Source organism: Gordonia aurantiaca, assembly GCF_039939235.1.
Taxonomy (GTDB): Bacteria; Actinomycetota; Actinomycetes; order Mycobacteriales; family Mycobacteriaceae; genus Gordonia.
Genome location: NZ_JBDUUF010000007.1, coordinates 69775 through 95590 on the forward strand (window position 1 = coordinate 69775; position 25816 = coordinate 95590).

Annotated in this window: 27 protein-coding genes and 4 tRNA genes; 11 read left to right on the forward strand and 20 right to left on the reverse strand. The window is 68.4% G+C overall.

Going from position 1 to position 25816, the window contains the following annotated elements; translation table 11 throughout:
- Positions 1-17: 17 nt before the first annotated feature.
- From ABFT43_RS14555 to ABFT43_RS14570, 4 genes are all read right to left on the reverse strand, one after another.
- Positions 18-94 (reverse strand) — tRNA-Asp (locus ABFT43_RS14555).
- Positions 95-153: 59 nt separating this feature from the next.
- Positions 154-444 (reverse strand): hypothetical protein, encoded by a 291-nt coding sequence (locus tag ABFT43_RS14560; RefSeq protein ID WP_347961068.1) that lies wholly within the window; start codon positions 442-444, stop codon positions 154-156.
- A gap of 279 nt (positions 445-723) precedes the next feature.
- Positions 724-1116 carry an NUDIX hydrolase gene (locus ABFT43_RS14565; protein ID WP_347961069.1) on the reverse strand — a complete coding sequence of 131 codons (393 nt, stop codon included), beginning with the start codon at positions 1114-1116 and terminating at the stop codon, positions 724-726.
- 76 nt (positions 1117-1192) lie between these two features.
- Positions 1193-2785 carry an alkaline phosphatase D family protein gene (locus ABFT43_RS14570; RefSeq protein WP_347961070.1) on the reverse strand — a complete coding sequence of 531 codons (1593 nt, stop codon included), beginning with the start codon at positions 2783-2785 and terminating at the stop codon, positions 1193-1195.
- 128 nt (positions 2786-2913) lie between these two features.
- Between ABFT43_RS14570 and ABFT43_RS14575 the strand changes: the two genes are divergently transcribed.
- Positions 2914-3138: an amphi-Trp domain-containing protein gene (locus tag ABFT43_RS14575; RefSeq protein WP_347961071.1), complete on the forward strand. Its 225-nt coding sequence runs from the start codon at positions 2914-2916 to the stop codon at positions 3136-3138.
- A gap of 64 nt (positions 3139-3202) precedes the next feature.
- On the opposite strand, the gene ABFT43_RS14580 is transcribed toward ABFT43_RS14575, so the two are convergent.
- Both ABFT43_RS14580 and ABFT43_RS14585 read right to left on the reverse strand, forming a co-directional pair.
- The gene (locus ABFT43_RS14580) at positions 3203-4048 is read right to left on the reverse strand and encodes a DUF5995 family protein (RefSeq protein ID WP_347961072.1); all 846 of its coding nucleotides are present in this window, start codon (positions 4046-4048) and stop codon (positions 3203-3205) included.
- A gap of 152 nt (positions 4049-4200) precedes the next feature.
- Positions 4201-5874, reverse strand: coding sequence for a nuclease-related domain-containing DEAD/DEAH box helicase (locus ABFT43_RS14585; protein ID WP_347961073.1), 1674 nt, complete (start codon positions 5872-5874; stop codon positions 4201-4203).
- Positions 5875-6236: 362 nt separating this feature from the next.
- On the opposite strand from ABFT43_RS14585, the gene ABFT43_RS14590 reads away from it, so the two are divergent.
- The 4 genes from ABFT43_RS14590 to ABFT43_RS14605 all read left to right on the forward strand — a co-directional run bounded on the left by ABFT43_RS14590 (position 6237) and on the right by ABFT43_RS14605 (position 9596).
- On the forward strand, positions 6237-7118 hold the full coding sequence (locus ABFT43_RS14590; RefSeq protein ID WP_347961074.1) for a universal stress protein: 882 nt from the start codon (positions 6237-6239) through the stop codon (positions 7116-7118).
- A 95-nt stretch (positions 7119-7213) separates the two neighbouring features.
- Positions 7214-7732, forward strand: a complete 519-nt coding sequence (locus ABFT43_RS14595) for an OsmC family protein (protein WP_347961075.1) — start codon at positions 7214-7216, stop codon at positions 7730-7732.
- A 320-nt stretch (positions 7733-8052) separates the two neighbouring features.
- Positions 8053-8466, forward strand: a complete 414-nt coding sequence (locus tag ABFT43_RS14600; RefSeq protein ID WP_347961076.1) for a DUF3761 domain-containing protein — start codon at positions 8053-8055, stop codon at positions 8464-8466.
- Between the two features lie 44 nt (positions 8467-8510).
- Positions 8511-9596: an HNH endonuclease gene (locus ABFT43_RS14605; RefSeq protein WP_347961077.1), complete on the forward strand. Its 1086-nt coding sequence runs from the start codon at positions 8511-8513 to the stop codon at positions 9594-9596.
- A gap of 51 nt (positions 9597-9647) precedes the next feature.
- On the opposite strand, the gene ABFT43_RS14610 is transcribed toward ABFT43_RS14605, so the two are convergent.
- Together ABFT43_RS14610 and ABFT43_RS14615 are read right to left on the reverse strand one after the other, a co-directional pair.
- Positions 9648-10046, reverse strand: coding sequence for a rhomboid family intramembrane serine protease (locus tag ABFT43_RS14610; RefSeq protein WP_347961078.1), 399 nt, complete (start codon positions 10044-10046; stop codon positions 9648-9650).
- Entirely contained in the window at positions 10043-10693 is a 651-nt protein-coding gene (locus ABFT43_RS14615; RefSeq protein WP_347961244.1) for a YoaK family protein, read from the reverse strand. The genes ABFT43_RS14610 and ABFT43_RS14615 overlap by 4 nt, the downstream gene beginning before the upstream one ends.
- 160 nt (positions 10694-10853) lie before the next feature.
- Between ABFT43_RS14615 and ABFT43_RS14620 the strand changes: the two genes are divergently transcribed.
- Positions 10854-11579, forward strand: a complete 726-nt coding sequence (locus ABFT43_RS14620; protein ID WP_347961079.1) for a GNAT family N-acetyltransferase — start codon at positions 10854-10856, stop codon at positions 11577-11579.
- Positions 11580-11591: 12 nt separating this feature from the next.
- Here the strand turns inward: ABFT43_RS14620 and ABFT43_RS14625 are convergent, their stop codons facing one another.
- Positions 11592-12548 carry a hypothetical protein gene (locus ABFT43_RS14625; protein ID WP_347961080.1) on the reverse strand — a complete coding sequence of 319 codons (957 nt, stop codon included), beginning with the start codon at positions 12546-12548 and terminating at the stop codon, positions 11592-11594.
- 124 nt (positions 12549-12672) lie between these two features.
- Here ABFT43_RS14625 and ABFT43_RS14630 point away from each other — a divergent pair, with 124 nt between their 5' ends.
- Complete coding sequence (locus ABFT43_RS14630; RefSeq protein ID WP_347961081.1) at positions 12673-13647, forward strand: hypothetical protein; 975 nt, start codon at positions 12673-12675, stop codon at positions 13645-13647.
- Between the two features lie 54 nt (positions 13648-13701).
- Here ABFT43_RS14630 and ABFT43_RS14635 read toward each other — a convergent pair whose 3' ends face one another.
- Entirely contained in the window at positions 13702-14610 is a 909-nt protein-coding gene (locus ABFT43_RS14635) for an NADP-dependent oxidoreductase (protein ID WP_347961082.1), read from the reverse strand.
- Between the two features lie 125 nt (positions 14611-14735).
- On the opposite strand from ABFT43_RS14635, the gene ABFT43_RS14640 reads away from it, so the two are divergent.
- Complete coding sequence (locus ABFT43_RS14640) at positions 14736-15179, forward strand: winged helix-turn-helix transcriptional regulator (protein ID WP_347961083.1); 444 nt, start codon at positions 14736-14738, stop codon at positions 15177-15179.
- Positions 15180-15314: 135 nt separating this feature from the next.
- Here ABFT43_RS14640 and ABFT43_RS14645 read toward each other — a convergent pair.
- The 5 genes from ABFT43_RS14645 to ABFT43_RS14665 all read right to left on the reverse strand — a co-directional run bounded on the left by ABFT43_RS14645 (position 15315) and on the right by ABFT43_RS14665 (position 17368).
- Positions 15315-15405 (reverse strand) — tRNA-Ser (locus tag ABFT43_RS14645).
- Positions 15406-15482: 77 nt separating this feature from the next.
- Entirely contained in the window at positions 15483-15692 is a 210-nt protein-coding gene (locus ABFT43_RS14650) for a CsbD family protein (RefSeq protein ID WP_347961084.1), read from the reverse strand.
- Positions 15693-15869: 177 nt separating this feature from the next.
- Positions 15870-16142: a hypothetical protein gene (locus ABFT43_RS14655; RefSeq protein ID WP_347961085.1), complete on the reverse strand. Its 273-nt coding sequence runs from the start codon at positions 16140-16142 to the stop codon at positions 15870-15872.
- Between the two features lie 196 nt (positions 16143-16338).
- Positions 16339-16803, reverse strand: a complete 465-nt coding sequence (locus ABFT43_RS14660) for a nucleoside deaminase (RefSeq protein WP_347961086.1) — start codon at positions 16801-16803, stop codon at positions 16339-16341.
- Between the two features lie 22 nt (positions 16804-16825).
- On the reverse strand, positions 16826-17368 hold the full coding sequence (locus ABFT43_RS14665; protein WP_347961087.1) for a tRNA adenosine deaminase-associated protein: 543 nt from the start codon (positions 17366-17368) through the stop codon (positions 16826-16828).
- A 79-nt stretch (positions 17369-17447) separates the two neighbouring features.
- Here ABFT43_RS14665 and ABFT43_RS14670 point away from each other — a divergent pair, with 79 nt between their 5' ends.
- Positions 17448-18434, forward strand: coding sequence for a prephenate dehydrogenase (locus ABFT43_RS14670; RefSeq protein WP_347961088.1), 987 nt, complete (start codon positions 17448-17450; stop codon positions 18432-18434).
- Positions 18435-18438: 4 nt separating this feature from the next.
- On the opposite strand, the gene ABFT43_RS14675 is transcribed toward ABFT43_RS14670, so the two are convergent.
- The 3 genes from ABFT43_RS14675 to ABFT43_RS14685 form a co-directional block, all read right to left on the reverse strand.
- Entirely contained in the window at positions 18439-19056 is a 618-nt protein-coding gene (locus ABFT43_RS14675; RefSeq protein ID WP_347961089.1) for a putative glycolipid-binding domain-containing protein, read from the reverse strand.
- A 27-nt stretch (positions 19057-19083) separates the two neighbouring features.
- Complete coding sequence (locus tag ABFT43_RS14680; protein ID WP_457590157.1) at positions 19084-19857, reverse strand: hypothetical protein; 774 nt, start codon at positions 19855-19857, stop codon at positions 19084-19086.
- 132 nt (positions 19858-19989) lie between these two features.
- Positions 19990-21687: a cation:proton antiporter gene (locus ABFT43_RS14685; RefSeq protein WP_347961090.1), complete on the reverse strand. Its 1698-nt coding sequence runs from the start codon at positions 21685-21687 to the stop codon at positions 19990-19992.
- A 385-nt stretch (positions 21688-22072) separates the two neighbouring features.
- On the opposite strand from ABFT43_RS14685, the gene helR reads away from it, so the two are divergent.
- Positions 22073-24274: an RNA polymerase recycling motor ATPase HelR gene (gene helR / locus ABFT43_RS14690; RefSeq protein WP_347961091.1), complete on the forward strand. Its 2202-nt coding sequence runs from the start codon at positions 22073-22075 to the stop codon at positions 24272-24274.
- Positions 24275-24339: 65 nt separating this feature from the next.
- On the opposite strand, the gene ABFT43_RS14695 is transcribed toward helR, so the two are convergent.
- Positions 24340-24415, reverse strand: a tRNA-Arg gene (locus ABFT43_RS14695).
- A gap of 121 nt (positions 24416-24536) precedes the next feature.
- Positions 24537-24625: transfer RNA gene (locus ABFT43_RS14700), tRNA-Ser, on the reverse strand.
- A gap of 117 nt (positions 24626-24742) precedes the next feature.
- Between ABFT43_RS14700 and hisC the strand changes: the two genes are divergently transcribed.
- On the forward strand, positions 24743-25810 hold the full coding sequence (hisC, locus tag ABFT43_RS14705) for a histidinol-phosphate transaminase (RefSeq protein WP_347961092.1): 1068 nt from the start codon (positions 24743-24745) through the stop codon (positions 25808-25810).
- Positions 25811-25816 lie beyond the last annotated feature (6 nt).

The following is a 25816-nucleotide window of genomic DNA, read 5'->3' on the forward strand; positions in this document are numbered from 1 at the left end:
AGACCATGTCTGCACTTTGGCGACCCTGACGGGGCTCGAACCCGCGACCTCCGCCGTGACAGGGCGGCGCGCTAACCAACTGCGCCACAGGGCCTTGCTGCGAACACGGTACTGCATCCCGTCACCCGGGTTTCGACCACCCCCCCCACTTACTCACTGCTGAGCGGCGGGCGATCCGACCTGGATGCTCGCCACCACCTCGGCGCTTCTCTCGCTCCGCCACCGTGCCGGAGTCTCGATGGACACCCCGAGATCGCTGGTGGGACACCCGGTCACGTCCTCGATATGTTTCTGCCTGTCTGCGAACGTCACTCTTTTCAGAAGCGCGAGTTCAGCACTCACCTGACCCGGGTTCGCGACTTCGAGGACGACCAACCCGGTCTTATGAATAAGATCACCTCGGTTGATCACGCACGCAGCCGTCACGATGGTTGGCACTTTCACCGTGCGATCCTTCCCTGTTGTTCTCGGGCTCGACGAGGAGCCGCCGCGTCCGGATATCCAAGGAGCTCTTCAGCCGGCTTCGGCGAGAGCCCGACGAGGTGTCGGCTCATGATCCATACGCTCGAGCGCGTTTCGGTACATCCGGTGACGGGGCATCGGGTTCCGCGGTACGGGTGAAGTACAGAACTGCAACCAAGGATGTGGCGCCGAGCACGCAGGCTGCCGCAACACCCCGGCCGGAGCCGCATCGGCCGACCCCGAGCGAGAAGGGGCGCGAAGTCACCGCCTCCCGGCCCGCAGAGCGGGGAACACCGCATCCCGCAGCAGCGGCGCCACGGTCTCGTCCTCGAGACCCCGCCAGGCCAGCTCCGCGATCTCGGCCTTCGGCGCGTCGACATGCACATATGGGTGCTCGAACACGTCCGCGACGACCCGCCGACCGGCTTCGTTCGCCGCAGCCGCCTCGAACTCACCGAGCGCGCGCAGATCACCGACCTCGATCGCGACCCCGAGCTCCTCGAAGCACTCACGCACGGCTGCGTCAGCGGGGCCCTCCCCGGGGTCGGGCTTGCCGCCGGGCAGCATGAACATGCTGGTGTTCCGCTTCCGGACCGTCAGCACCCGACCATCGGCGTCCCGGATCACCACAGCGCTCACCCGGATCGGTTCCATGCGGACGGTTCCCTTCGTCGACGCTCCTCGTCGTCACCGTTTCTAGCATCGGACCCCGCGGCCTGATCCCGGATCCTCAGCCCCTCGGCGTCAGCTCTTTGCGATAGAGGACGTTCCCGGAGGCGTCGAGCAGATCGACGGTCATGACCTTCGAGCTGCCATCGATGACCACCTCGCCGAAGTGCTGGTATCCCTCCGCCGGCGACACGTCATCCTCGTCCGGGGCGTGCACGAACTCGTACTTCGCACCGAATGTCTCGTCGAGTGGACTCGACGGGAACGCCCCGGCGTGCAACGGTCCCGCCACGAATTCCCAGAAGGGTGCGAAGTTCTTGAACCGGGCACGATCCGGCTCGTAGGAGATCGCCGCCGCGTAGTGGACGTCGGCCGTGAGGTAGACGATGTTCGGCACGCCCTTGGTCTCGGAGAGGATCCGCGAGAACGCGATCTCGCGACCGAGGGGATCGCCGCCGTCCCCCTGTCCCACGGCTTCGATCGACGTCGGCCCGCTGTCGGGGGTCGTGTTCTTGTCCGCGACGACGATGCTCAGCGGCAGTTCGTTGGCCACGACCTTCCAGGTCGCGGTCGACGACCTCAATCCGTCGATCAGCCACCGAGTCTGTGCGCGGCCCAGCACACCGTCGACGTTGTCTTTCGACCACGCGTCGGGATTCGGGTCCTTGTAGCTGCGCATGTCGAGGAGGAAGACATCGAGCAACGGGCCGTAGGACACCTTGCGGTACAGGCGCTCCGCCGTCGAGTCGTCGACGGGTTGCCACTCGTGCCAGGCCCGCCTTCCCCGTTTCGCCAGCACGTCGACGCTCATCTCGCGGTAACCCTTGCGTCCCTGCCCCTCGAGGCTCTCGCCGGGGAACCAGTTGTTGACGATCTCGTGGTCGTCCCACTGGACCAGCTGGGGGACCGAGGCGACGAATCGTCGGAGATTCTCGTCGGTCAGATTGTAGGCGTAATTGCCTCGGAAGTCGTCGAGCGTCTGCGCGACATGGCTTTTCGCGGGATGGGTGAGGCTCCTGTAGGTCTCTCCGTTGTTCTGCTTCTTGGTCGGTGCGACCGGATTGTCGGCGTAGATCGCGTCGCCGGAGTGGATGAAGAAGTTCGGGTTGCGATCTGCCATCGTCGAGAAGATCGTCATTCCCCCGAGGTCGGGATTGATGCCCCAGCCCTGACCCACGACGTCGCCGGACCACTGGAATCGGATGTCGCCCTGCGTGACCGGGGCCGTGGTGAAGGTCCCGGCGACCGGCTCCCCGACTGCTCCGTCCTCGCCTTCGAGGGTCACGCGGTAATGAACGGTCCGCCCCGGTTCGAGGCCGGCCACCCGGAGACGGCCCGTGCCGTCGGTCGCCGGGGTCAGCGCCGGACCCCGGAGCTTCCTGGCGTCACGGAGGGATTCGTCCGATGCCACTTCGACGAGCATCGTCGCCGGCCGGTCGGATCGTGCCCAGACGAGCGCACCCCCGGTGTTGACCTCGCCGACGGCGACACCGTGGGTCAACGTGGGGCGCGACCGTCGCAGTCCCGGCGACCCCGAACCAGACGATCCGCAGGCGGCCGCCGAGAGCCCGATCGGGACCAGCAGCGAGCCCGCGCCGATCGTGCGCAGGACGGTTCGTCGAGGCAGCGAATTCTGTCGTGTTCCTCCGCTCATGACCGCCAGACTCGGGTATCCGCCTTGCGTGGCGGCGAACTCCGGGTGGCCTGTGGATGTCGAACAGACGCCGCACAGACCGCGCCCGACTTCTTGACCCGGTGTTCGCGATCGGTTCAGATGAACCCATGAGCGACGAACTGTTCGAGCACGAGACCAGGACCAGGCTGACCCGCGAGGAAGCGGCTCGACGGCTCCACGCCCTCGCCGATGCCATCGCCCGCCACAACGAGGTGTCGTACGTGCAGAACAACAAGACGATCCGCATCGACGTGCCCGCGGAGGTGGAGTTCAAGGTCGAGTTCGAAAGCGGCGAGGCCGAAGGCGAGATCGAGGTCGAGATCTCCTGGTGACGAACTGAAGAGACGTGCCGAACCGGCGGCCCCGCGGCCACCGGCTCGACCCGTTTCGTGAGGATCAGATCTGGCCGAGATTCTCCATCTGGTCCAGGGCGAACAGCGAGGTGTGGAACAGAGCGTCGATCTCGGCGACGGTCGCTGCGCGCGTCACCGGGTTCTGCAGTCCGAAGCTGTTGACCAGTGCGGCGGTGCGCGTCGACTGGAACAGCAGCGTGGTGGCCTGGCTGTCCCCGATCAGGTCGCCGAGGAACCACGCCGTGAACAGCGGATGCAGGTCGACACCGTAGGTGCGCTTCACGTCGCCGACGATGGTCGGGGTGGCGTCGACGAGCGCGGTACCGAACGTGTAGAAGTCGCGCGTGTGGCCGGCGTTGGTACCGATGTTCTCGAGTGCGTACGGGAAATCGACGACGAGGTGGGCGAAGATCTGCCCGAGCAGCACACGACCGGGGCTGCGGTCGCACTTCTCGGTGAGTGCGAACGCCTCGGCCCAGTGCGCCTGGGGCTTGCCACCGGTGACGAACTCGTGCAGGTTGCCGACGTACCGGCGCACGACCTCGATGGCCAGGTCGGAGGCCCATTCGGGGTCCTCGTAGATCCCCGACTCGATACTCGGGCCGACGAGGTCGAGGATGTTGTCGAAGGCGATCGGGAAGGTACCGAGGTAGTTGCCGGAGGTGCTCAATTCCTCGCGCAGGTCGCTGATCGCCGTGCGCGCATCGTCGTAGGTCTTGATCTTCGACGCGTCGGTGAGGTCCGCGAGGTGCTGCTCGGACTCCGGCGTCGACGCGGGGACGCAACGGGTCGCAGGTGCGGCGGCAGCCTCCGAGCCGATGAATCCGACGCCACCGACAAGGACGGATGTGGCCACGAGGCCTGCGCACAGGGCACGTCTGAGGTTCATGACCGCCGAGCATAAGGCGCGGCCATAACCCGTCCTATAGCCCCCACCGGGCTTGTCACATAACAAACCTCAGTAGGATATTCGTCCACGAATCCCTATGTGTGAAAGTTATTTTCATTCATCGTGGCAAAGTTCGGGGCGAGGGCGGGTCTTCACCCCTCGAGGCCCGCGCAATCGATCCCGAGTCGGCGGGCCACCTGCGGTCCACCGACCTCGTGCACGAACTTCGGATCGCCGCACACGACGAGTTTGTCACGCGCTCGCGACAGCCCGACGTAGAGGCGTTCCCGCGACCGCTCCCATCTTCCCGTCTCGTTGAGCGCCAGGACCACCACTCGGCGTTCCAACCCCTTGAAGCCCAGGACATGCCCGTAGAAGACCTGCTCGTCGTCCCAGAACGATGCCCAGTACGCCTTGTTTCCCTCGGCCTGCCGGGCCTTCTGTTCGGCGTGGCGACTGCCGGTGGTGAGCAGCGCGATGTCCTCGGGTCGCCAACCCTCGTCGATCAACGGATCGACCTGATCGTCGGCGACGTCGAGTGCCTCCTCGGCCGGGCACGCGATGAACTCCACCTCCGGCCCCTCGCCGCCGTGCAATTGCATTCGCTGCCCGACAAGGGGTTTGAAGGTCTCGGCGATCTGTTTGGTGTTGCGCAGATTGTGGTCGAGCACGAGCGGGACCAGGTCGACGGGTGGCGATCCCTGCCGTGCGAAGACCCGCTGTGCCTCGTCACTGAAGACGTAGATGCCACCGGTATCGGCGTCCCTGAGGCACGCCAGCATCGGTTTCCACCAGTCATCGGCGAAGTCCTGCGCCTCGTCGACGACGATCGCGTCGTAGCGTTTTCCGGGCGGAAGCTGCTGCGCCAGTGCGTGCATCTGCTGCGGCAGGGTGTGCTCCCAGAACTCCTGCGCCTCGTCGGTGCGCACGCGCTCATCCGGGCCCTCCGCCGCACCCCAGGTGATACCGAGTTCGTGGAACTCACCGACGTAGGCGGGGCGCTCCTTGTGATTCCAAGTGGAGGTGAGTCTTTCGAGGTATGACGCCAGTCCGTGCGAGTAGCACACGAGCGCGACCCGCCGGCCCGACTTCGCGAGGCGTCGTGCCTGCTCCACGGCGAGGAAGGTTTTCCCGCTGCCGGCGCCGCCGCGGACCTCGACCCGATTCAACTGGTCGATGGCACGCAGGATGACCGCCTGGTGCGAGGTCAGCGAGTCGGCGACGCTCTCGTTCTCGAGCGCCCTCGCCACGACGTCACGCTGCGGCAAACCCCGCCCGCTCAGCGCCAACCGCAATTGGCCGATTCCCTCGGCGTCGATCGGGAGCCAGTCGGAGTCCTTCCGCAACAACACATCCCGGATCAGCGGCATGATCTGGTGCAGCTGGGTCCGGTCGACGACCTTCCAGCGCGGACAATCCGGGAGTGCGAACCCCTGCGACATCTCCGCGTGCGGGAACACCAGGACGTGATCCCAGCGAAGGCGACCCTTGGTCCAGCGCGGATCGTGCTCCACGAAGTCACGCAGGGCGTAGCAGGCCTCGCGGACCTGGGTGACCGGGTCGATCCGCTTGTCGGGCCGGCCGATTCGTCCCTGCCACCAGGACTCGTCGTCACACCAGATCTCCCCGCCCTTGACCTCGAGGCAGACGATCCCGGCGCCCTCGATCGCGACGACGAAGTCGATCTCGTGGTCTTTCGCGTGGTCGGTGACGCGTTGTCCGACGACGAGCAGATCGTCGTCGAGCAGCTGCTCCACGAGGGCATCGAAGACCACCTCCTCGCTGGTCGACGCGAAGCGTGGGTTCCCGGGGATCACCACCGGCATGTCGCGTACCGTCCTCCCGCTGTCGGTTCTCGAGCCCCGGACACCACGACAGCCCGGTGCTCACGCCAGTCGCCATCGGTTCGACCTGCCGCACGCTATACCGCGTCCGGGCGACGAGACCACCGCACCGACCGCAGATGCGCCCGATTCCTCCGTTCGGACCAATTCGTTGACACCGGACGACAGAGCCGAGACCGCGGCCTCGACGCCGATCCCGACCTTTCGGCGAAGGCGAAGCGGTCCTGTCCGTCGTGCAGATCGGCGAGCCGAACGCCTGCTGAGCCACGCCTCCGGCCGCACCCCGCTGCACGCCCCGACCTGCGAACACCGACACCCCGGCTAGCATTCTTCACACAACCGGCGTGAGGCAACCGTTCCCGCGGTCGCAGCGGTTCATGGAGGGGGAGGTCGTACTCGAGACGATGACGACCATCGCGGTGGGGCTCGATCACAGCCCCGAGTCCGAAGCGGCGGCCCGCTGGGCGGCGATCGCGGCCACCCGACGGGAGGCGCGGCTGCTCCTGGTCCACGGGTACGCACCCACGGGTACTGCGCAGGGCCTGGCCGAGTTCGACATCGAGAACATCCGCGACGCCGCGATCGCACGCGCGGACGCCGTCGCCGGAGCACTGCGCCGGGAGAATCCGCTCCTGCGGGTCGACACCCTGGTCAGACCCGACCTGCCCATCCCGCTGTTGCTGAAGGTCTCGGAGAAGGTGACCCTCCTGGTCCTGGGACACCACCGGGCCGGATGGCTCGAGCGACTCACCGCCGGCAGTGTCAGCGCCACGCTCGCCGCCCGTGCGAAGTGCACGGTGGTCACGGTGCCGTACGGCAATGTCTGCTTCGACGGTCCGGTCGTCGCCGCGATCGACGTCGACGCGCCGTCCGAGAAGGCCCTCGAGGCCGCCTTCAAGGTGTCGCGCGAGATCGACCAGCCGGTGACCGTCGTCTGCGCGATCCCGGATGACGCTGCGCCGGAAGAGATCTCCGAAAAGTACGCACGCGTGGATGCACTCCTCGTGCCGTGGCGGCAGCGCTACCCGGATCGTCGGGGCACCGTCCAGCTCATCAACGGCGACCCGCACCGGTCACTGGCCGAGGCCGTCCCGAACGCGTCGCTGCTGGTACTCAGCCGCCCCCGGTCGGGGGTGGCGTTCCCCGCCTGGACCACATCGGTCACCCGGGCGGCTCTGCACGCCGCGAGGTACCCGGTGGCGGTCGTCGATCATTCGGCGTCCTGACATCCAAGAGTTGCGATCACCGTGATGCTGAACGGTGCCTCCCCGGCATCCGGCAGTTAGCTTCTACGCGACCGGATCTCACGCATAGGAGTGCAATGACCGAGACCGCAACCCGCCTCAACGACGTCGACATCGCCGCCGTCGGGCAGCTCGTCGACGCCATCCGATCCGACGAGTCCGAGGCGCAGACCACCTGGGCGGCGCACGTTCAGTGGAACGGGGCCTTCGCGTCGGAGGCACGCATCCGGAGGTTCGCGCCCATTGGTTCCGATGAACCGTCCGCGCTCGGTGGCGGCGACACCGCGCCGAACCCGGTCGAGCAGCTGCTCGGCGCGCTCGGCAACTGCCTGGCCGTCGGATACGCCGCCAACGCCACACTGGCCGGCATCGAGCTGAAGGACCTGCGCATCGACCTGAAGGGCGATCTCGACCTGAGCGTGTTCCTCGGACTCACCGAGGGCCATGCCGGTTTCAGCTCGATCACCGCCAAGGTCACCATCGACTCCGACGCCCCGCAGGAGAAGCTCGACGAGCTCCACGCCAAGGTGCAGTCCAGCTCGCCGGTGGGCCACACACTGCGCAACGCGGTGCCGGTGGAGATCATCCCCGCCTGACCGGATCTCGGGCCCGGCGACCGTTCGGCCGGGACCTGAAAGACGGCCGGCGAGCACCTCGGTGGTGTTCGCCGGCCGCTGTCGTCTCTGCGCCCCGAGATCCGGTTGCTGTCGTGTTCGGTGAGCGGGCGCAACGGCAACGGCAACCGGATGTGAGGAGCGCCGGTGGGGTGTCGCAGACCGTGGGCATCGTCTGATCTCGTGCCCGGTCTCCGGGCATAGCCTCATCGGTTGACGCCGCTTGTCGTCCGCTCGATCGAATTCGGTCGGCATCGTGCAGAAGAACTTCCACCCGCGCTGTCCATGTAGAGAATTGCCGCGTGCGCAAGAGCAGAATTCGACATGTCCTCGCTGGTGTCATCACGGTCCTGACCCTGACGGTCGGCTCGCTGCTCGGGTCGTCCGCCCTCGGAAGCCCTGCGGCCTATGCCGACACCCCACTGGTGCATCAGGTCGACTACACCTGCGGTGACGGGTACTACCGAAATTCGGAGGGTTCCTGCACCCGAGGACCGGATGGCTCGGCCACGGGCATCCGATGCAAGGACGGCACCTACAGCCACGCCGAGAACCGCCAGGGCGCGTGCTCACGGCACGGAGGCATCGCAGACGGCTCGGGCGACGGCTCGGGGAGCAGCGACACCGGTAGTGCTGCGATGGGATTCGGCAGTGCGGTGATCGGCGGAGCCGTCGTCGGGTCCCTCTTGCTGGGGATGCTGGCGTTCGGTAGTTGATCGTCGCCTCCCGCTCGACGGCACCACTTCCATAGACTCCGACCGTGCCATCGTCCGTCGATCCGCTCACCCTCGGTCAGAAGCTGGTCGCTGTCCTCGAGGACGGACGCCGTACCGCCACCTACAAACTCGCGGTTCTGATGGCATTGCTGGATCTGGCCGTCGAGTCGGTGCCCGAAGATCCCGCTGCGGCGGTGGACATCGACCTCGACGAACTCACGACCCGCGTCATCGAGCTGTACTGGCGACAGATGCGTCCCCTCGATGGACGGCGGCTCCGGCAGTCCACCGATGGTCGGGGGGTCGTCTTCGACGCCGTCGCACGGTTACGCGAGTCGGCCACGACGGCCCAGCGCTCGCCCAGCCTCCACCTCGTTGCGGCTTCGAGTCCGGACGAGTACCGCTCCACGCACACCGTCGTGAAGCGCACTCTCGTCCGCTATCCGCTGAAACTCCTGCAGAACCTCACATCCGGCGAGTCCGGTGTCCGGTTCCTCTACGACGACTCTTGGATGGGGACGGACTCGCTCAAGCGCATCGCCGACCATGGGAACAGGCTCACGCTGTTCCCGTGGGTCTGCGACACACTGGCCCGTCTCGCGCCACTGCTCAAACCCGCATTCCAGCTTGCCTGGATCGACGACGTCCGCCGGATGAACAGGGACCTCCTCGACGACGGCCCCGACCTGGCAGAGCACTTGTTCGGGGCCGACCGGGTCTCACTTCAGCGCGCCGGCGATGCCCTGGCCGAGGCGTTCGATCCGACCTGCTTCTACTGCAACGCGGCGGTCCGACGGTCCCGGCACGTCGACCATGTTCTGCCCTGGTCGCGCGTGGGCATCGACGGTCTCGCCAACCTCGTACTCGCATGCCAGGGCTGCAACAGCAGCAAGTCCGACCGCCTCCCTGCGCCATCGCACGTCGCCCGCGCACTCGATCGCGGAAAGGACACCCTCGACGACCTCGCCTCACAGGTCAACTGGCCCTGTCAGTACGACCGGGTCGTCGCAGCCGGCCACGGGCTGTACCTGACGCAACCGGTCAGCACCCCGGTGTGGGAGGCCAGGACGGTCGTCAGGGCGCTGACGCGTGCGGACATCCGGTGGTTCCACGACCAGCTGCCGTTCTGACGGTTCGGTCTCGTGCCCGGTTTCCGGGACAAGGTCATACCCGCTCCGCGCCTACCGACGCCGCACGGCACGTCCGGCGATCAACACGACGCCGGCCATCAGTCCGGCCATCGCCGCCGTGAACGACGCGACGCTGTCCTCGCCGGGGCTGAACACCGACCACAGCGCCACGGCCACGCACACGCCGACGACGATCCACGCCACCCGGAACACCGGTGACCACCGCATCGGCGGCCGCACTGCCAGCGAGATCATCGCGAGATAGCCGGCCGCGCTGCTCGCCCCGACCACCACGCCGGAACCGCCTGCCACCGCCCCGACGAGCGAGGGGACCCAGGCCAGCACCACCGTCGACACCAGGCCGGCGACCGCCAGGACGACCACGAGCACGCGCTCACGACCGTCCTCGTCGAAGCGGCTGCGCCTGTCGAGACCATCGTCGTCCGTCACCGCGCCTCAGCCCTCACCAGCACTCCTCCGCACACCACCACCGCCGCACCGATCGCCGCGGCGACCGCGAATACCAGCCAGAGCGCGACCTTCAGCAACAACGCACCCACCAAGGCGCCCACCAGGATCACCACGATCGCCGCCGACCGCCGGTTGAGGATGGTCGCCCGACCAGGCCGGGCGAACATGTCGATGGCCCAGACGGTGATCGTCGACGTCACGACGACGGTGGTCACGTCGGCGACACCGATCCGGCGCGCCGCCGCGGCCTGCATACCCATCGCCCCGGCGGTCAGCACGATCGCGGACATCTGCGCCGCATGCGCGCCCGGCTCGATGCCGAGCAGCACCGCAGTGGCCGCGACCAGCACCGCCGAGATCGCCAGGACCGACAGGAGCTTCGGACTCCAGCCCGACGGCCCCGACCGCAGGAACAAGCTCGCCACCCCGGCCCCGATGATGAACGCCACGAGCGCGAGTGCCAGCGAGAACACCGGCAGCCCATGTGCCCCGGCCGCACCCATGCCGAGGATCAGCACGTTCCCCGTCATGTTGCCGAGGAACACCGTGTCGAGTCCGAGAAAGCCCCCGGCGTCGACGATTCCGGTCGTGAACGTCAGCACGAGCATCAGGACGAGGTCGCGCATCTCGGTGCGGTCCTTCGGTTTCGCGCCGGGAGAACTCGTCGCGGCCCCGCCTGTGCCCACTTCTCGGCTCCTCCCGACACACGATTCCCCCGGATGGTAGGCCGATCGCTGCTCCGGCGCGACCGCCGCGTTCGAGGCATGCGGCGGGTATCGTCGTCGTGTGGTCGGAAGCATCGACGAACCCGCCGGCCTGACACGGCCTTCCGGTGCTGCGCTGCTCGACAACCCTGCATGGGCCGCTCTCACCGGACCACAGTCGCGGTTCGCCCAACGCGTCGGCAACGCACTCCGCTTCCACCCCGACATCGGCCCCATCGCAGCGCTGCCGACCGACCCGACCGATGCCGACTGGAGCGACGCCGCCGAACTCGTCGGCCCCGGCGGATCGCTGCTGCTCTTCGCCGTCTCGACGATCCCACCGCAGGGCTGGACGGCGTCGATGGATCTCCCCGGCGTCCAGATGGTCGGCAATGATGTCACCGGCAGGCCCGACGACGCGGCTGTGCGCCTCACCGCCGACGACGTCCCCGAGATGATCGACCTCGTCCGACGCGCCCGCCCCGGGCCGTTCGGAAACCGGACCATCGAACTCGGCACGTATCTGGGGATCCGGCGCGACGGCCGGCTGATCGCCATGGCGGGAGAACGGCTCGGGCTGCCGGGTCACACGGAGATCAGTGCGGTGTGCACCGAACCCGGGTTCCGTGGCCGGGGCCTCGCCTCGCGGTTGGTGCTCGCTCTGGTGCAATGCATTCGGGACCGGGGCAAGACACCGATCCTTTACGCCGACGGCAGGAACGTCACCGCGATCCGGCTCTACCAGGACCTCGGGTTCGTCGTGCGCAGGGAGGCGATGTTCCGGATGGTGACCGCGCCGTCGGCGTGAGGTGGGCGCCGTCTACTCCACGTTGCGTCTCAACGACTTTGCCAGCGGCGCGATCTCGTCGAGGTAGATGGACGCCAGGATCTCCGACTCGTCGGCCATGTTCCGCACCCGGTCGCCTTCGACGCGGTCGCGCTCGGCATCGAGGACGTGCTCGAGTTCGTCGATGGCGCCGACCCGGTCGAGCCACGCCTGCTTGTCCTGGCGCTGCTGGATGCGCGCGACTATCCGCTCGTAGTCGGCGAAGGCCTCGAGCCGCTCGACGAGACCGTCGAGCCGCGACGACAACAACCGCGACTTCTCCACATATGTCGCCATCACCTCGTCGTCGGCGCCGAGGTGGCCGTCCGGCGGATCCCCGAGGATCTCGTACTGGTCGCGGAGGCGCGCGGCGGCGGTTGCGATCGCGGTCACCTCGCCGACCAGGTCGACGCGGACGGAGTGCAGGTCGAAGAACTCGAGCCTCCACGCGGGATACCGGCCGACGCAGTCGGCGACGAGGGCCGTTGTCCACGCGATCCGGCCCACCGGATCGCGTGCCAGCCGCTCGAGTTCCCGGCGCTCCTCGGGCCCGAGGCGATACCGTCGGGCCACCAGTTCGGCGACCGGCCCGTCTCCGCGCTCCTCGAACGACCGTCCACCCCAGATGTCGAGGACGAGCACCTCGTATCCGCCGACTCCGTCGTCGGCGGGTGTCACGTCCTCGAGTCGTCGCTGGATCTCCTGGCAGGTCGTCCAGCGCCGGGCCCGGGCGAGGCGACGTTCGTCGGCGAGCTCGCCGGCCGAGTCGTCGCCGGCCGCGACGCGGGACACACCCCCGGCGTCGACGACCGCGGCCCCGGAACGTCGGCGGGCGAGCTCGTTGCGCATGCCGCTGAACATCGCGGAGAACGCACCGATCGCGACCGACGCCAGCAGGACGAGCGCCACCGCGAGCACCACCACGAAGACGACGGCCGCGACGAACACCATGAGTCCAGTACACCACGCACAGCGCACCCCGGGACCGGTTCCTCCGGCCGCACCACGAGCTCGTCGGAGATGTCGTACCCCGCGCCTATTCTCCTCTCCGTCCACGCCGATCGGAGGTCACCGCATGCCCGTCACAGTCACCGAACGATCCCTCGATTTCGCCTTCCCCGAGCTCCACCGCGACGCCCGGCTCCGCATCAACCTCATGCGCACCCTTCGTGTCCCCGACGACGACACCAGCTACGGGCTGCCGCCCGGCCTGGGCATGTTCGAGCTGCGCACCGCCGCCGAAGTCGCACGTCCGCGGGCCTGGGCGCCCACCGACGCGCTGCTGCCGATGTGGCAGGCCGAGGCCGCGTGGTTCAGCTTCTATTCGCCGTCGGACCTGCCGTTCCTGGTGCGGATCTCCGTCGGCGGGATCAACGCCGTCACCGGGGACGACTTCACCGAGCAGATCGACTTCCTCGGTGAGGACTACTTCGAGGTGCCCGAACAGCCGTGGCTCGACGGCTTTCGCGTCGACGCCAGGACCGTCCGGCAATTCGTCGCGATGCCTCTCGGCCGCGGGTACACCGCGGCCGAGCAGCTCACCGGCTCCGACGACGGCGCGATCCGCATCGAGGTGACCCCGCTGCGCGCCTCCGTGTGGGAGGAACGGGTGGCCGCCCGGAGCCATGCGATTTCCGCCGGCGCGCCCGTGGCCGCAATGCCCGACGGGCTCCCGTGCGACGGCGCCACCGGCACCGGCATGGGTCTCGGGGCGGGCGGGACGATCACCCAGTCCATCGCGACCCCGCTCGAGCCCCGGGACCACTGGGAGACCGATGCGACCGCCCGCGCGACGCTGCGAATCATCAACAGCGCCGACTGGGAAGCGCTGGCCGGAACCCGCCCGCACCATGCTCCGCCGACGATCGCCGAGTATCGGCAACACGGGTATCCGTGGTTCGAGTGGTACGACGATTCGCTTGCACGGCAGGGTGATTCGAAGCTGTCGACACTGAGGTCGGTACAGGTGATCGGCACGGAGAAGGGCGAGTCGCCGCTGCCGGACAACCCGAGCTTCACCCCGCCCGAGCCGATCGTCGTCGGGCCGTGAGTTCTCCACAGGCCCGTTCCCGCGCCGGATCACTGTCGGAGGCCATCGCCCTCATCAGGGGGTGATCACCCATCGTCCCCGGCCACCGGGCTTCGCCGCGTTCTTCTGGGCGTCGGCGACCCGGTCGAGCGGGACGGTGCCCTGCACGCGGACCGGCAGGTCGCCCGACGCCGCGAGTTGCAGCAACGAGCCCAGCCGATCGTCGGCGGTCACGTCGACGACGCCGACGCTGATGCCGCGCTCGACCGGCGGGGCCAGCCCGGGGCGCACGCCCACGAACCGGCCGCCGTCTCGGACCAGGGCGAGCGCTGCGTCCTGCAGTGCCGCGGCATCGGCGACCGCGTCCCATGCGCCCCCGGCACGGTCGGTGAAGGCGGCACCGAGTCCGCGGACGAACGCCTCGTCGTGGGGCCGAGCCAGTCCGGTCACGGTCCATCCACGATGCGCGGCGAGGACCAGCAGGTAGCCGCCGACGACCCCGGCCGCACCGGTGACCAGGAGTCGGTCGGCACCGGGTCCCGGGTCGCCGAGCAGGTCGAGGATCTGCTCGGCGGCCAACCCGTTGACCGGGACGGTCGACGCCGCGACGAGATCGAGGTCGTCCGGAACCACCGCCACCGAGTTCGCGGGGACGACGACCTCCTCCGCGTAGGCGCCGGTGGGGTGGTCGAAGCCGGTGACGATGCCGGCCACCCGTGCACCGACCGGAAGACCGGCGCCGGGCCCGACGTCGAGGACGGATCCCGCGAAGTCCAGTCCCAGACCGCGAGGTGCGTCGCCGACGAGGACCCCGACGGAGTGGAAGAACCCCGACGAGACGGCGAGGTCGACGGGGTTGATCGACGCCGCGGCGACGCCGACGCGGACCTCGCCCTCTCCGGGCTCGCGGACCGGGACGTCGACGACCCGGATGGAGTCCGGACCGGTCGGAGTGGTGACAACCGCCGCTCTGAATGTGCTCATCGTGCACTCCCTTGTCTGTTCGATGGTTGTGTCTTGCTCCCCCATGGATCACCATGAGGGAGTAACTCTCCATCGGGAAGTACGCACTTCGAAGTGCCTAAGGTACCGCGACGAAAGGGACCAGCATGCCCACACGGACGGCCGCAGAGAAGCGCGCGCAGGCCCGCGCGGATTACGACGCCTTTCTGGCGAACTGTCCCAGCCGCCAGTTGCTCGACCGCATCTCCAACAAGTGGGTCGCCCTCGTCCTGGCCGCGCTCGGCAGCGACGGGCCGTCGCCGACCGGCGATTGCCCCGGCGGCCCACGCTCGATGCGTTACTCCGAACTCGCCCATCGTCTCGCCGGCGTCAGTCAGAAGATGCTCACGCAGACCCTGCGATCGATGGAGCGGGACGGCCTGCTGACCCGGACCGTGGCCCCCACGGTTCCGGTGACCGTCACCTACGAGCTCACCGACCTGGGGCTGTCACTGCACGAGGTCATGGCCGGGATCAAGGCGTGGGCCGAGGCGCACATGGACGAGGTGCACGAGAACCGGGCGCGCTACGACGCCGCGCGGCAGGTGTGAGGCTGCAAGGAATCGCAGGATGCCCGCAGAGTCGCACGTTACAGCTCGCGATGCTGAGGCGAGGGCGCGATCCTGCAGGGGCTTGTCCCGCAGACGAGAATGGCCCCCCACTGGATCGGTAGGGGGCCACTCTCATGGCGGTGGCGGAGGGATTTGAACCCTCGGTACGGGGTTACCGTACACAGCATTTCGAGTGCTGCACCTTCGGCCGCTCGGACACGCCACCGCCGAAGACTGTACCGCAGGAGGGCCGTCAGTCTTAAATCGGCTGGTCAGAGCGGAAAAACATGCAGCCTCGGCCCGCTAGTGGCCGGTGAGCCCGTCCTTGAGGTCGTCGATCTTGCCCTTGACGGCGTCGGCGGCCTCGGTGATCTTCTGCTTGCCCTGGGCCTCGGTCTTCTCACCCTTGCCCTCGTTCTTGAGGTCATCGTTGTCGGTGAGGCTGCCCGCGGCCTCCTTGCCGCGACCCTTCAGCTCTTCGGCCTTGTTCTTGGCGTCGTCAGTGGTTCCCATCAAGCCTCCTCGGTCGAGGGCTCGGCGCGGCAGAAAGCCGGCCGAGTCGATGAACTCGGCAACTCTTCCCACGCCACCGGCTGGACGAGAGCGTCACCTGTCAATAGGAGATGACTCCTGGGCTCCACCGTGCCACAGGGCACTGCGGCCCGCAGAAACCGCAGGTCACCGCTCAGATCACTTGTTGCCGCCGAGCTTCTGCGCGACCTCGCTGAGCTTCTCCTTCGCCGTCGAGACGACCTCCTGGATCTTCTCGTTCTCGGCGATCTCGCCGAGCTTCTCCTTCGCGGAGCCGAGAGCGTCCTGGACCTTCTCGCTCTCGACGAACTCGTCGATCTTGTCGCGGGCGGTGCCGAGCGCCTCCTGCACCTTGCCGCTCTCGGCGAGTTCGTTGATCTTGGCCTTCGCGGTGTCGAAGGCGGCGGTGACCTTGTCGGCCGGGTCTGTCATGGCTACTCCTCGGGTGTGGTCACGTGTGGCGGATTCCACTACCCAATCTGCCAGAGCGCAGAAGCGGCGACCATCGGGTCATCACCCTGAGATCACACCGATTTTCGCCCTGAACACGTCCGACGCGACGGTGCGCCCCCGGCACGAGCCCGAACCCACCCGAGGATCGGTGGCGGCGCCGCACGAGGCCTTCAGGTCAGCGGCCGCGGCGCGCGGCGAAGAAATCGACCATCAGCGCGCGACACTCGTCTTCGAGGACACCGCCCTTCACCTGCGGGCGGTGGGTGAGCCGCGGGTCGCGCACGACGTCCCACAGCGATCCGACCGCGCCGGTCTTGGGCTCCCACGCCCCGAAGACCAGCGCGTCGACGCGGGACAGGGTGATCGCACCGGCACACATCGTGCAGGGTTCGACGGTGACGGCGATCGTGCAGCCCGGAAGCCGCCAACCGTCGCCGAAGGCCTTCGCGGCGGCCCGCAGCGCGAGCACCTCGGCGTGGGCGGTGGGATCGCCGTCGGCTTCCCGGCGATTGGCCGCACGGGCCAGTTCGACCCCCTCCGGATCGAAGACGACGGCACCGATCGGCACGTCGTCGGAGCCGGACTCCCGCGCGGCGTCGAGTGCCGCGCGGATCATGGACTCCCAGGCGGAGGCACTCATCTCGGCGCGGGGTGGGCGGCCGTCAGTGGCCGAGCGAGTCGAGGATCTTGCCCAGCTCGTCGGCGAAACCGAGCCGTGCGGCGATCATGCCGAGCTGCTCGTCGGCGTAGAGATCGGTGTCGCCGACGATGATGCTCATGACCGCGTCGGGCAGCCCGAGGTCGGCGAGGATGGCGAGATCGCCCTCCTCCCACGGATCGATCGTGTCGAGCTCGTCGGGATCGATGTCGGGCACGTCGAGGTTCAGCGCATCGAGAACATCGGCGGCGACGTCGTAGTCGATGGCCGCCGTGGCATCCGACAGCAGCAGCCGAGAACCGGCGGGCGCCGGCCGGATGATGATGAAGAACTCGTCGTCGACGTCGAGCAGACCGAACACGGCTCCCGTGGAGCGGAGCTCACGCAGTTGCCGCTCCGCGTCGGCGAGGTCGGTCAGTGCCGACGGCTTGAGTGCGGTGACCTTCCACTTGGTCTCGTCGCGGACGACAGCGACCGCGAAACCATCGATGTCATCGTCCACGTCTTGCGCGTTAGAACCCGACTTCCCATATCCGGCACCGGCCATGGTGAAAACCGTAGCCGTAATCAAGCACAGTCCCAAGTCCCGGATCGCTCACAGACCCGGGTGTGGGAACGTTGTCAGCGTGACTGCTGACTCGTCCTCACGTTCTGCGCAGGGTTCGCCCTCACTCACCTCGCCGGTGTGCGTGCTGGGTCTGGGCCTGATCGGTGGATCGCTGCTGCGGGTGCTGCACGACGCCGGGCATCCGGCGTTCGGCTACAACCGGTCCGCGGAAACCGTCGACGCCGCGACGGCCGACGGGTACGACGCCTCCACCGATCTCGTCGCGACGCTGCGACGCGCGGCCGGGTCGGACGCGACGGTGGTCCTCGCGACGCCGGTCACGACCATCGCACCGTTGGTCGCGGCGATCGCCGAACACGCGCCCGACGTGCTCGTCAGCGACGTGATCAGCGTGAAGCAGCAGGTCGAGAAGGTGATCGCCGAACACCACCCCGACGCCCGGTACGTCGGCGGTCACCCGATGGCCGGAACGAGCCGGTCGGGCTGGCCGGCCACCGACCCCGCGCTGTTCGCCGGCGCGATGTGGGCGGTCACCACCACCGATCACACCGACGCCGACGACTGGATGACCGTCGCGTCGATCGCGCGGCTGGCGGGTTCGATGGTGGTCCCCGTCGCGCCGGATGCCCACGACCGCGCGGTCGCCGCGATCTCGCACATGCCGCACCTGACCGCGGCGGCGACGGCCGCGGTGGGCGGCGGGGAGAGCTTGCTCGCGCTGCGTCTGGCGGCCGGCAGTTTCCGCGACGGCACGCGGGTGGCCGGGACCGCACCGGCCCTGCAGCGCGCCATGATCGAGGCCAACGACGTCGCCGTGCTCAACGTGCTCAGCGAGACCATCGACCGGCTGATCGCCGCGCGCGACGAACTCCGCGACCACGGCACGGTCGAGGTCCTGGTCGACGACGGTCACCGCGCGCGGACGGCCTACGAGCGGCTGCACGCGGGCGACCCCGAGCCGATCACGGGTGTGTCCATCGGTGCGCCGGGCTGGCAGGAGGAGATGCGCCGCCAGGCCCACGCCGGAAGGGTGTGGGTGGGCTGAGGCCTCAGACCCGCCGCGCGAGCCCCGGGTAGTCGATGACGAATCCGTTCTCGTCGATGGTGAGTGTGGTCGTCGCGAGCGGCGAGACGAGTCCGATGCCGTCCTCGCGCGCGGTGTAGGAGACGGTCGCGGATTTGACCTCGCCGTCGGGCAGGTACAGGTAGACGACCGGGACGTCGACGGTCGGCGAACCAGGGGTCAGTTGCAGGCGGCGCAGCGGCAGCGCGTTGAACATCGGCGACAGCGCGAGGTCGACGTCGAGCGCGCCGTCGAAGTCGGACTGGATGACCTCGCCGTCGGGGCGGCGGATGAGCCAGGTGCCCTCACCGTCGCGGGTGATGCCGTACTGGATCTCGTCGGCCTCGCGGATGAGGTGCACGGTGAGTCGTTTGGTGACCCCGGAGTCGGTCGTCTGCAACTCGTACGACGCCGAGAACGCCTCGTGCTCGCTCGTGGCGGCGGCGATGATCCGGCCGTAGGCCTTGATCCGGGCGCCGGACACGACGAGACGTACCTGCTCGAGTCGATCGGTGTCCTCACCACGCCAGGTGAGCACGGTCTTGAACTCGTCTGCGGTGGCGGAGGACTGCCCGCTCTCGGGGGCTGTCTGCGGGGAACTCACATGACTACGGTAGCGAGCCGGACTTTCTCAGGCGATGCAGGAGGCGGTTCGCCGGGGCGAGGTCGCGCTGACCGTGTCCTCGACGACGACCTCCCCGTCGACCCGGATCGAGCACTTGGCACCGCTGCCGGTGCCGGCGATGACGAGCAGCCGCAGTGGGTTGTCGGTGCCGGTGAACTCGACGCTCCACGGATTCGTCGGGGAGAACTCGGATCTCAGGCCCATCGCGTCGACGTAGAGGATGGTGGCCTGTCCGTCGATGGTGACCTCGTAGGTCACCGGCTTGTCCTGCGGGTCGACCCGCTGTCCCGGCCGGCCGCCGCCCGGGTCGTCGGGGGTGAGCGTCGGCGGTGAGAAGGTGCGTGGGATCGGGATGGTCTCGATGGTGGCCGGCGGGTCGGCGAGGGTGTCCTCGGCGGCGCGGTCACGCCACACGCCGCTGAAACCGACGAGCGCGACGGCGACGAGCACCACCAGTCCGAGCGACACGATCAGTGTCGCCGTGGAGATCCCGGTCATGCGCGAGCCCGGCTGCTGCCGTTGCGCGGACTCGGCGGCTTCGGCGGCGTCCCGCTCGGCCCGGGCCGCCGCCTCCGCCTCGTGGAGTTCGGTGTTGGTCGGCTGGAACGGCCGGAACAGCGGCGTCCCGTCGGCGGCGTATCCCAGCGGCGGGTACAGCCGGGGTCCCATCGGGGTGGGCCCATACGGATCGTCGCCACCGTGCCGCGTGTCGCGGGAGTCGGGGTTCGGCCCGCCGTACGGGTGTGCCATCGTCGGCCTCCGGTCGGAATGGGATGTCATCGTCTGTCTTCGACCTTACGGCGCACCGATGTCACGCAACCCTCGCCCGTCGTGCACACGCAGGTCGGGGCGAGGGTCGCGGGTCGTCGATCCGGTCGGACGGATGGCCTCGGCCGATCGGGCCGGATACACCTAGAGGCGGCTCTCCAGGCGTGCCGACAGCGCTGCCTCCTGGAGGTCGAGGCGCTCGAGCATGGCCCGGACCGCCTCGTCCTCGACGGCGCCGTCGTCGCGGTTCTCCACGAGCGACTGCCGCTGGGCCTGCAGCACCGCCCGGTAGAGCGCGGCGAACGCGTCGTTGCGGGCGTTGTGCTGCTCGGGGTCGGGCATCTCGTCGGCGTCTCTGGACTGCCGGGCCACGGTCTCCCGGATGAACTCGATGGTCTCCACGTCGAGCCCCGGGGGCGGGTTGTCGACGAAGTCCTGGATCACCAGTTCGGCGGCCACCTGCGCGATCCGTTCGGCGCGCTCGGTCTGTTCGGCGTCGTAGCGTTCCTCGTCCTCGTTGTGCAGGTGGAGTCGCTCGATGAGCCAGGGCAGCGTCGGGCTCTGGATGAGGATGGTGGCCACGGCGACGACGAACGCGATCGCCTGGATGGCGGAGCGTTCGGGGAACGGTTCGCCGTTGTCCATCAGCACCGGGATACCGGAGGCGGCGGCGAGGGTCACCACGCCGCGCATGCCGGTCCACGAGACGACCAGGGATTCCTGCCAGGTGAGGGGCCGGTTGTCGATGCGTTCCTTCCACTGCTTGAACCGTCCCGGCTTGCGGAGGAGGTCCTCCGGTGCGCGGGCGGCGCGTCGCGGGCTGGCGTCCACGTGCACCTGCACCGCGCGGTCGATGCGCCGGCTGACGACACCGCGGCCGAACATGAGGAACACGGCGATGGGCCGCACGAACAGCACGACCAGCAGCACGACCAGCGAGGCGATCCCGATCTCCACCAACGACTCCCGCGCGGTGCGCAGGTCGTCGATGATGAACCTCAGCTGCAGGCCGATGTAGGCGAAGACGAACGCCTCCAGCAGCACGTCGACGGAGTGCCAGACGTAGCGCTCCTGCAGTCGGGTCTGGTAACCCGCACGGACCGAACCGGTTCCGACGACGAAGCCGGCCATCACCACGGCGAGCACGCCGGAGGCGTGGAGGTGCTCGGCGGCCAGGAACGCCGCGAACGGGACGACGAAGCCCTGGACCGTCTCCAGCGCCGGGTTCTGCAGGTGTTTGCGGATCCACAGTGTCACCAGGCCGATCACGACGCCGACCACCGGTCCCAGGATCGCGTTGTAGCCGAACAACAGCAGCGGGTTGTCGATGAAGGCGTGCGTGTTGGCGATCTGGGAGATGGCGATCGCGAACAGCGACAGCGCCGCCGCGTCGTTGACGAGCGACTCGCCGGTGAGGATCGCCATGAGGCGTTTGGGCAGACCGAGTTTGCGGCCGATCGCGACCGCGGTCACCGCGTCCGGCGGGGCGACGATCGCGCCGAGCAGCAGCGCGAGCATGAATGTGAACTCTGGGATCAGCAGTGACGCAACAAGTCCTACCGCGAAGGCGGTGATGACGACCATCGCGACACCGAGACCCAGGATCGGCTTGATGTTGCGGATGAAGTTGGGGAACGAGAATCCCAGTGCGGCCGAGTACAACAGCGGCGGCAGGACGACCGTGAGCAGGATCTCCGAGTCGAGTTCGACGCGCGGTAGTCCCGGGATGAACGACACCGCCAGGGCGACGATCACGATGATCAGCGCCGGCTGCATACCTTTTCGGTCGGCGACCGCGGTCACGATGATGGCCCCGACCAACACCAGAATCAGCAATTCCATGCGGAGATCTTCTCAGGCGCGGGGACGGGTCGCCCGGTCACGGTCCACAGACGAACAGCACCGCGGAGAACGAAAAAAGGCCCGCCGTGCTGCCGCCCCACCCCCATTCGACGGGGGCGGCAGCCCCCTGACAGGCCCCTCCGGAAACGGTTCACAGAGTGAACTGAATAGGAGAATCACATATCTGACAACGCGGTGCAACCGATGGTCCGCGCACCCGCCGAAACTGGTACTCGAGTCCACTTTTCGCGGAGCCCACCCGCGGTTTCTCGATCCCCTTCCACCATACGTGGTGACCCGGGGCTTGCCGCAAGACCCGGTGAAGGGTGCAGAATTTGCTTCCCACCCGCCCTCACCTGCCCGTTTCGATCCTTCCGGAGATCACTTGTCCACTGCGCCCACCGTCACCTCCCGCACCCCGGAGTCCTTCTTCGCCCTGCCCGACCGACTGTCCGCGAGAGCCCGCCCCGAACTCATCGCCGACGACGAACGTCACATCAGACAGATCTCCGCGACTCTCACACAGGCCGTCGACGACGCCGCCGCCCGACTGGAGCAGTTGCGTCGCGCAGACGGAGGCGGCGGGCGCCGCGCCCTCGACCGCGACCTGGAGATCCACCGGCTGACCTCACGCATCCGTACGCTGCGCCGCTTCGACCTCGACCTCTGCCTCGGCCGCACGGTCGGCGCCGACGGCACGGTGCTCTACATCGGCCGGGTCGGCCTGACCGCGCCCGACGGGACGACGCTGCTCGTCGACTGGCGCACCCCCCTCGCCGCACCGTTCTTCTCCGCGACCCTGCGCGACCCGACCGGTCTGGTGAGCCGACGCCGCTATCGCTGGTCGCGCGGACGCATCGTCGACTACTGGGACGAGGTCTTCGTCGACGATCCCGACCTGCTCGGCCGTCATGCCGCACTCGACGACCAGTCGGCGTTCATCGCCGATCTCGGCGCCGTCCGGACCCCGCGCATGCGAGATGTGTTGGGCACCATCGCCGCCGACCAGGACGCGATCATCCGGGCCGGTTCGCGTGGCGCGCTGGTCGTCGACGGCGGCCCGGGTACCGGCAAGACCGTCGTCGCACTGCACCGCGCCGCGTACCTCGTCTACGCCGATCCCCGGCTGGGCGGCAACCGCGGAGGGTTGCTCGTCGTCGGACCGCACCGGCCGTACCTCGCCTACGTCGCCGACGTGCTGCCGAGCCTCGGCGAGGCGAGCGTGCAGACCTGCACCCTCGCCGATCTGGTTCCCGAAGGAAACTCGGCGACAACGGAATCCGATCCCGAGGTGGCGGCCCTCAAGTCGTCGGCGCGGATGGTCACCGAGGCCGTCGACGCCGCGGTGCGCTTCTACGAGCAGCCGCCGCACGATCCCCTCGTCGTCGAGACCCCGTGGACGGAGATCACTCTCACCGCCGACGACTGGGCGGAGGCGTTCGACGTGCCCGAGCCGGGCACGCCCCACAACGACGCCCGGGACGAGGTGTGGGAGGAACTGGTCTCGATCATCGCGTCCCGGCACGACGACGACGTTCCGCTGCACGCGCTGCGGCGGGCACTCGCCGACAACCGGGAGCTGACCAGCGCGTTCGGGCGGGCGTGGCCGCTGCTCGAGCCGTCCGAGATCGTCGGCGACCTGTGGACCGTGCCCGCATTTCTGCGGATGTGTGCGCCGTGGCTGACGCCCTCCGAGGTACGGACGCTACAGCGCGCGGAGCCCGACGCGTGGACCGACGCCGACCTCCCCGTCCTGGACGCCGCACGACGCCGCATCGGGGACCCGAAGGCCGCGCGACAGCGCCGCCGGGCCGAGGCGACCAGGGCGGCCGAGCGCGAGCAGATGGACCAGGTCATCGACCACCTGATCGACGCGCAGGTCCACGACGACGGCGAGGGGCTGATGTCGATGCTGCGCGGAGAGGACCTGCGCAACACCCTCGACGACGGCATCGTGATCGAGGCGGCCGATCCGGACCGGCTGGCCGGCCCGTTCGCGCACATCGTCGTCGACGAGGCGCAGGAGCTGACCGACGCGCAATGGCAGATGCTGCTGAGCCGCTGCCCGTCGCAGAGCTTCACGATCGTCGGCGACCGGGCCCAGGCGCGCCACGGGTTCACCGAGTCGTGGGCCGAGCGGCTGCGCCGGGTCGGGTTCCGCGAGGTGACGATGTCCGGCCTGACGATCAACTACCGGACCCCGGAGGAGGTCATGGCCGCCGCCGCGCCCGTCATCCGAGCGGCGCTCCCCGATGCCAACGTGCCGACCTCGGTGCGCAGCACCGGCATCCCGGTCCGCAACGGCGACCGCGCCGACCTCGCACGCGTCGTCGACGACTGGCTGGCCGAGCACGACGAGGGCACGGTGTGCGTGATCGGTGCGCCGGAGTACGCCGGAGACGATCGCGTGCGTTCGCTCACCCCGACCCTGGCGAAGGGCCTCGAGTTCGATCTCGTGGTGCTCGTCGACCCGGAGTCGCTCGGCGGGGGCATCGCGGGTGCGGTGGACCGGTACGTGGCCATGACTCGGGCGACACAGGAGTTGGTGATCCTCGTCTCCTCGGACCGACGGACCCGAGAATCCTGATCGCAGAGGATCCTGACAGCCGAAAACGAGGAAGCCCGCCACCTGATCGGTGGCGGGCTTCTCGCTGGTGCGCCCGTAGGGATTCGAACCCCAAACCTTCTGATCCGTAGTCAGATGCTCTATCCGTTGAGCTACGGGCGCGAGGTGGTTATTCAGTTGTACCGAGAATATTCAGTTGTACCGAGAATATTCAGTTGTACCGAGAATATTCAGTTGTACCGAGAATATTCGGTTGTACCGTGGTCGGCCGACCGCGGTTCGGCGGAGGCGAGAGGATTTGAACCTCCGGTCCCGTGTTAGCGGGACAACTCATTAGCAGTGAGTCCCATTCGGCCGCTCTGGCACGCCTCCCTGGCGGAGTCCTTTCGAACTGCCGGACGAAAGATTACACACGCTTTGCGTCGAAGAGCAAACCGTTTGGTCAGAGCCGGTTTTTGCCCGCCCGGGGCGGGGTCTACATTGGTTCGGGTGAGCTTGCGAATCCGCCCCGATCTCGATGACCTTCCCGTCTACGTTCCGGGAAAGACCTTCCCGGGCGCGGTGAAACTCGCGAGCAACGAGGTGACCGAGGGGCCGCTGCCCAGCGTCGTCGATGCGATCGGCAGGGCAGGCGCCTCCGTGAACCGCTACCCCGACAACGGCATGGTCGAGCTGACCGCGGCGCTCGCGAAGAAGTACGGGGTCACCGAGGGCGAGGTCCAGGTCGGCTGCGGATCGGTCATCCTGTGCCAGAACCTGATCCTCATCACCAGCGGCCCCGGCGACGAGGTCGTGTTCGGCTGGCGCTCGTTCGAGACATACCCGCTGGCCACACGGGTCGTGGGCGCCACGCCGGTACAGGTGCCGCTGACCGGTTCCCTCGTCCACGACCTCGAGGCCATGGCCGCCGCGGTCACCGACCGGACCCGCCTGGTCTTCATCTGCAACCCGAACAACCCGACCGGCACCGTCGTCGAGGCCGACGACCTACGGAAGTTCCTGCAGAGCGTGCCGTCGGACCTCATCGTCGCGCTCGACGAGGCCTACTTCGAGTACCAGCGCCTGCCGGAGAGTCAGGCCTACGACGCCATCGAGTTGCGGCGAGAGTTCCCCAACTTGGTGATCTTGCGCACATTCTCCAAGGCATACGGCCTGGCCGGTCTCCGCGTCGGTTACGCGATCGGCGATCCCGAGGTGATCACCGCGCTCGGCAAGGTCCACGTTCCGTTCTCGGTGAACAGCGTCGCGCAGGCCGCGGCCGTCGCGAGCCTCGAGGCCGGCGACGAACTCCTCGCCCGCACCGACGCCGTCGTCGCCGAGCGAGCCCGCGTCACCGAACGGCTGCGCGCGGCCGGGTACCGGGTGCCGGATTCACAGGCCAACTTCGTCTGGCTCGACCTCGGCGACGCCGCGATGGACTTCGCGCGCGCGGGTGTCGACGCCGGCGTCGTGATCCGCCCCTTCGACGGGGACGGGGTCCGGGTGACCGTCACCAACGCCGAGGAGGACGACGTGTTCCTGCGGTTCGCCGAGAACTGGGACGGCCCCCGGGGTTGAGCCCGG

Bases quoted from the DNA above. Each gene is read 5' to 3' on its own strand.
- ABFT43_RS14565 (WP_347961069.1), bottom strand. From the start codon at position 1,116: ATGGAACCGATCCGGGTGAGCGCTGTGGTGATCCGGGACGCCGATGGT.
- ABFT43_RS14570 (WP_347961070.1), bottom strand. From the start codon at position 2,785: ATGAGCGGAGGAACACGACAGAATTCGCTGCCTCGACGAACCGTCCTG.
- ABFT43_RS14575 (WP_347961071.1), top strand. From the start codon at position 2,914: ATGAGCGACGAACTGTTCGAGCACGAGACCAGGACCAGGCTGACCCGC.
- ABFT43_RS14580 (WP_347961072.1), bottom strand. From the start codon at position 4,048: ATGAACCTCAGACGTGCCCTGTGCGCAGGCCTCGTGGCCACATCCGTC.
- ABFT43_RS14585 (WP_347961073.1), bottom strand. From the start codon at position 5,874: ATGCCGGTGGTGATCCCCGGGAACCCACGCTTCGCGTCGACCAGCGAG.
- ABFT43_RS14595 (WP_347961075.1), top strand. From the start codon at position 7,214: ATGACCGAGACCGCAACCCGCCTCAACGACGTCGACATCGCCGCCGTC.
- ABFT43_RS14615 (WP_347961244.1), bottom strand. From the start codon at position 10,693: ATGCGCGACCTCGTCCTGATGCTCGTGCTGACGTTCACGACCGGAATC.
- ABFT43_RS14625 (WP_347961080.1), bottom strand. From the start codon at position 12,548: ATGGTGTTCGTCGCGGCCGTCGTCTTCGTGGTGGTGCTCGCGGTGGCG.
- ABFT43_RS14630 (WP_347961081.1), top strand. From the start codon at position 12,673: ATGCCCGTCACAGTCACCGAACGATCCCTCGATTTCGCCTTCCCCGAG.
- ABFT43_RS14635 (WP_347961082.1), bottom strand. From the start codon at position 14,610: ATGAGCACATTCAGAGCGGCGGTTGTCACCACTCCGACCGGTCCGGAC.
- ABFT43_RS14640 (WP_347961083.1), top strand. From the start codon at position 14,736: ATGCCCACACGGACGGCCGCAGAGAAGCGCGCGCAGGCCCGCGCGGAT.
- ABFT43_RS14650 (WP_347961084.1), bottom strand. From the start codon at position 15,692: ATGGGAACCACTGACGACGCCAAGAACAAGGCCGAAGAGCTGAAGGGT.
- ABFT43_RS14655 (WP_347961085.1), bottom strand. From the start codon at position 16,142: ATGACAGACCCGGCCGACAAGGTCACCGCCGCCTTCGACACCGCGAAG.
- ABFT43_RS14660 (WP_347961086.1), bottom strand. From the start codon at position 16,803: ATGAGTGCCTCCGCCTGGGAGTCCATGATCCGCGCGGCACTCGACGCC.
- ABFT43_RS14665 (WP_347961087.1), bottom strand. From the start codon at position 17,368: ATGGCCGGTGCCGGATATGGGAAGTCGGGTTCTAACGCGCAAGACGTG.
- ABFT43_RS14680 (WP_457590157.1), bottom strand. From the start codon at position 19,857: ATGACATCCCATTCCGACCGGAGGCCGACGATGGCACACCCGTACGGC.
- ABFT43_RS14685 (WP_347961090.1), bottom strand. From the start codon at position 21,687: ATGGAATTGCTGATTCTGGTGTTGGTCGGGGCCATCATCGTGACCGCG.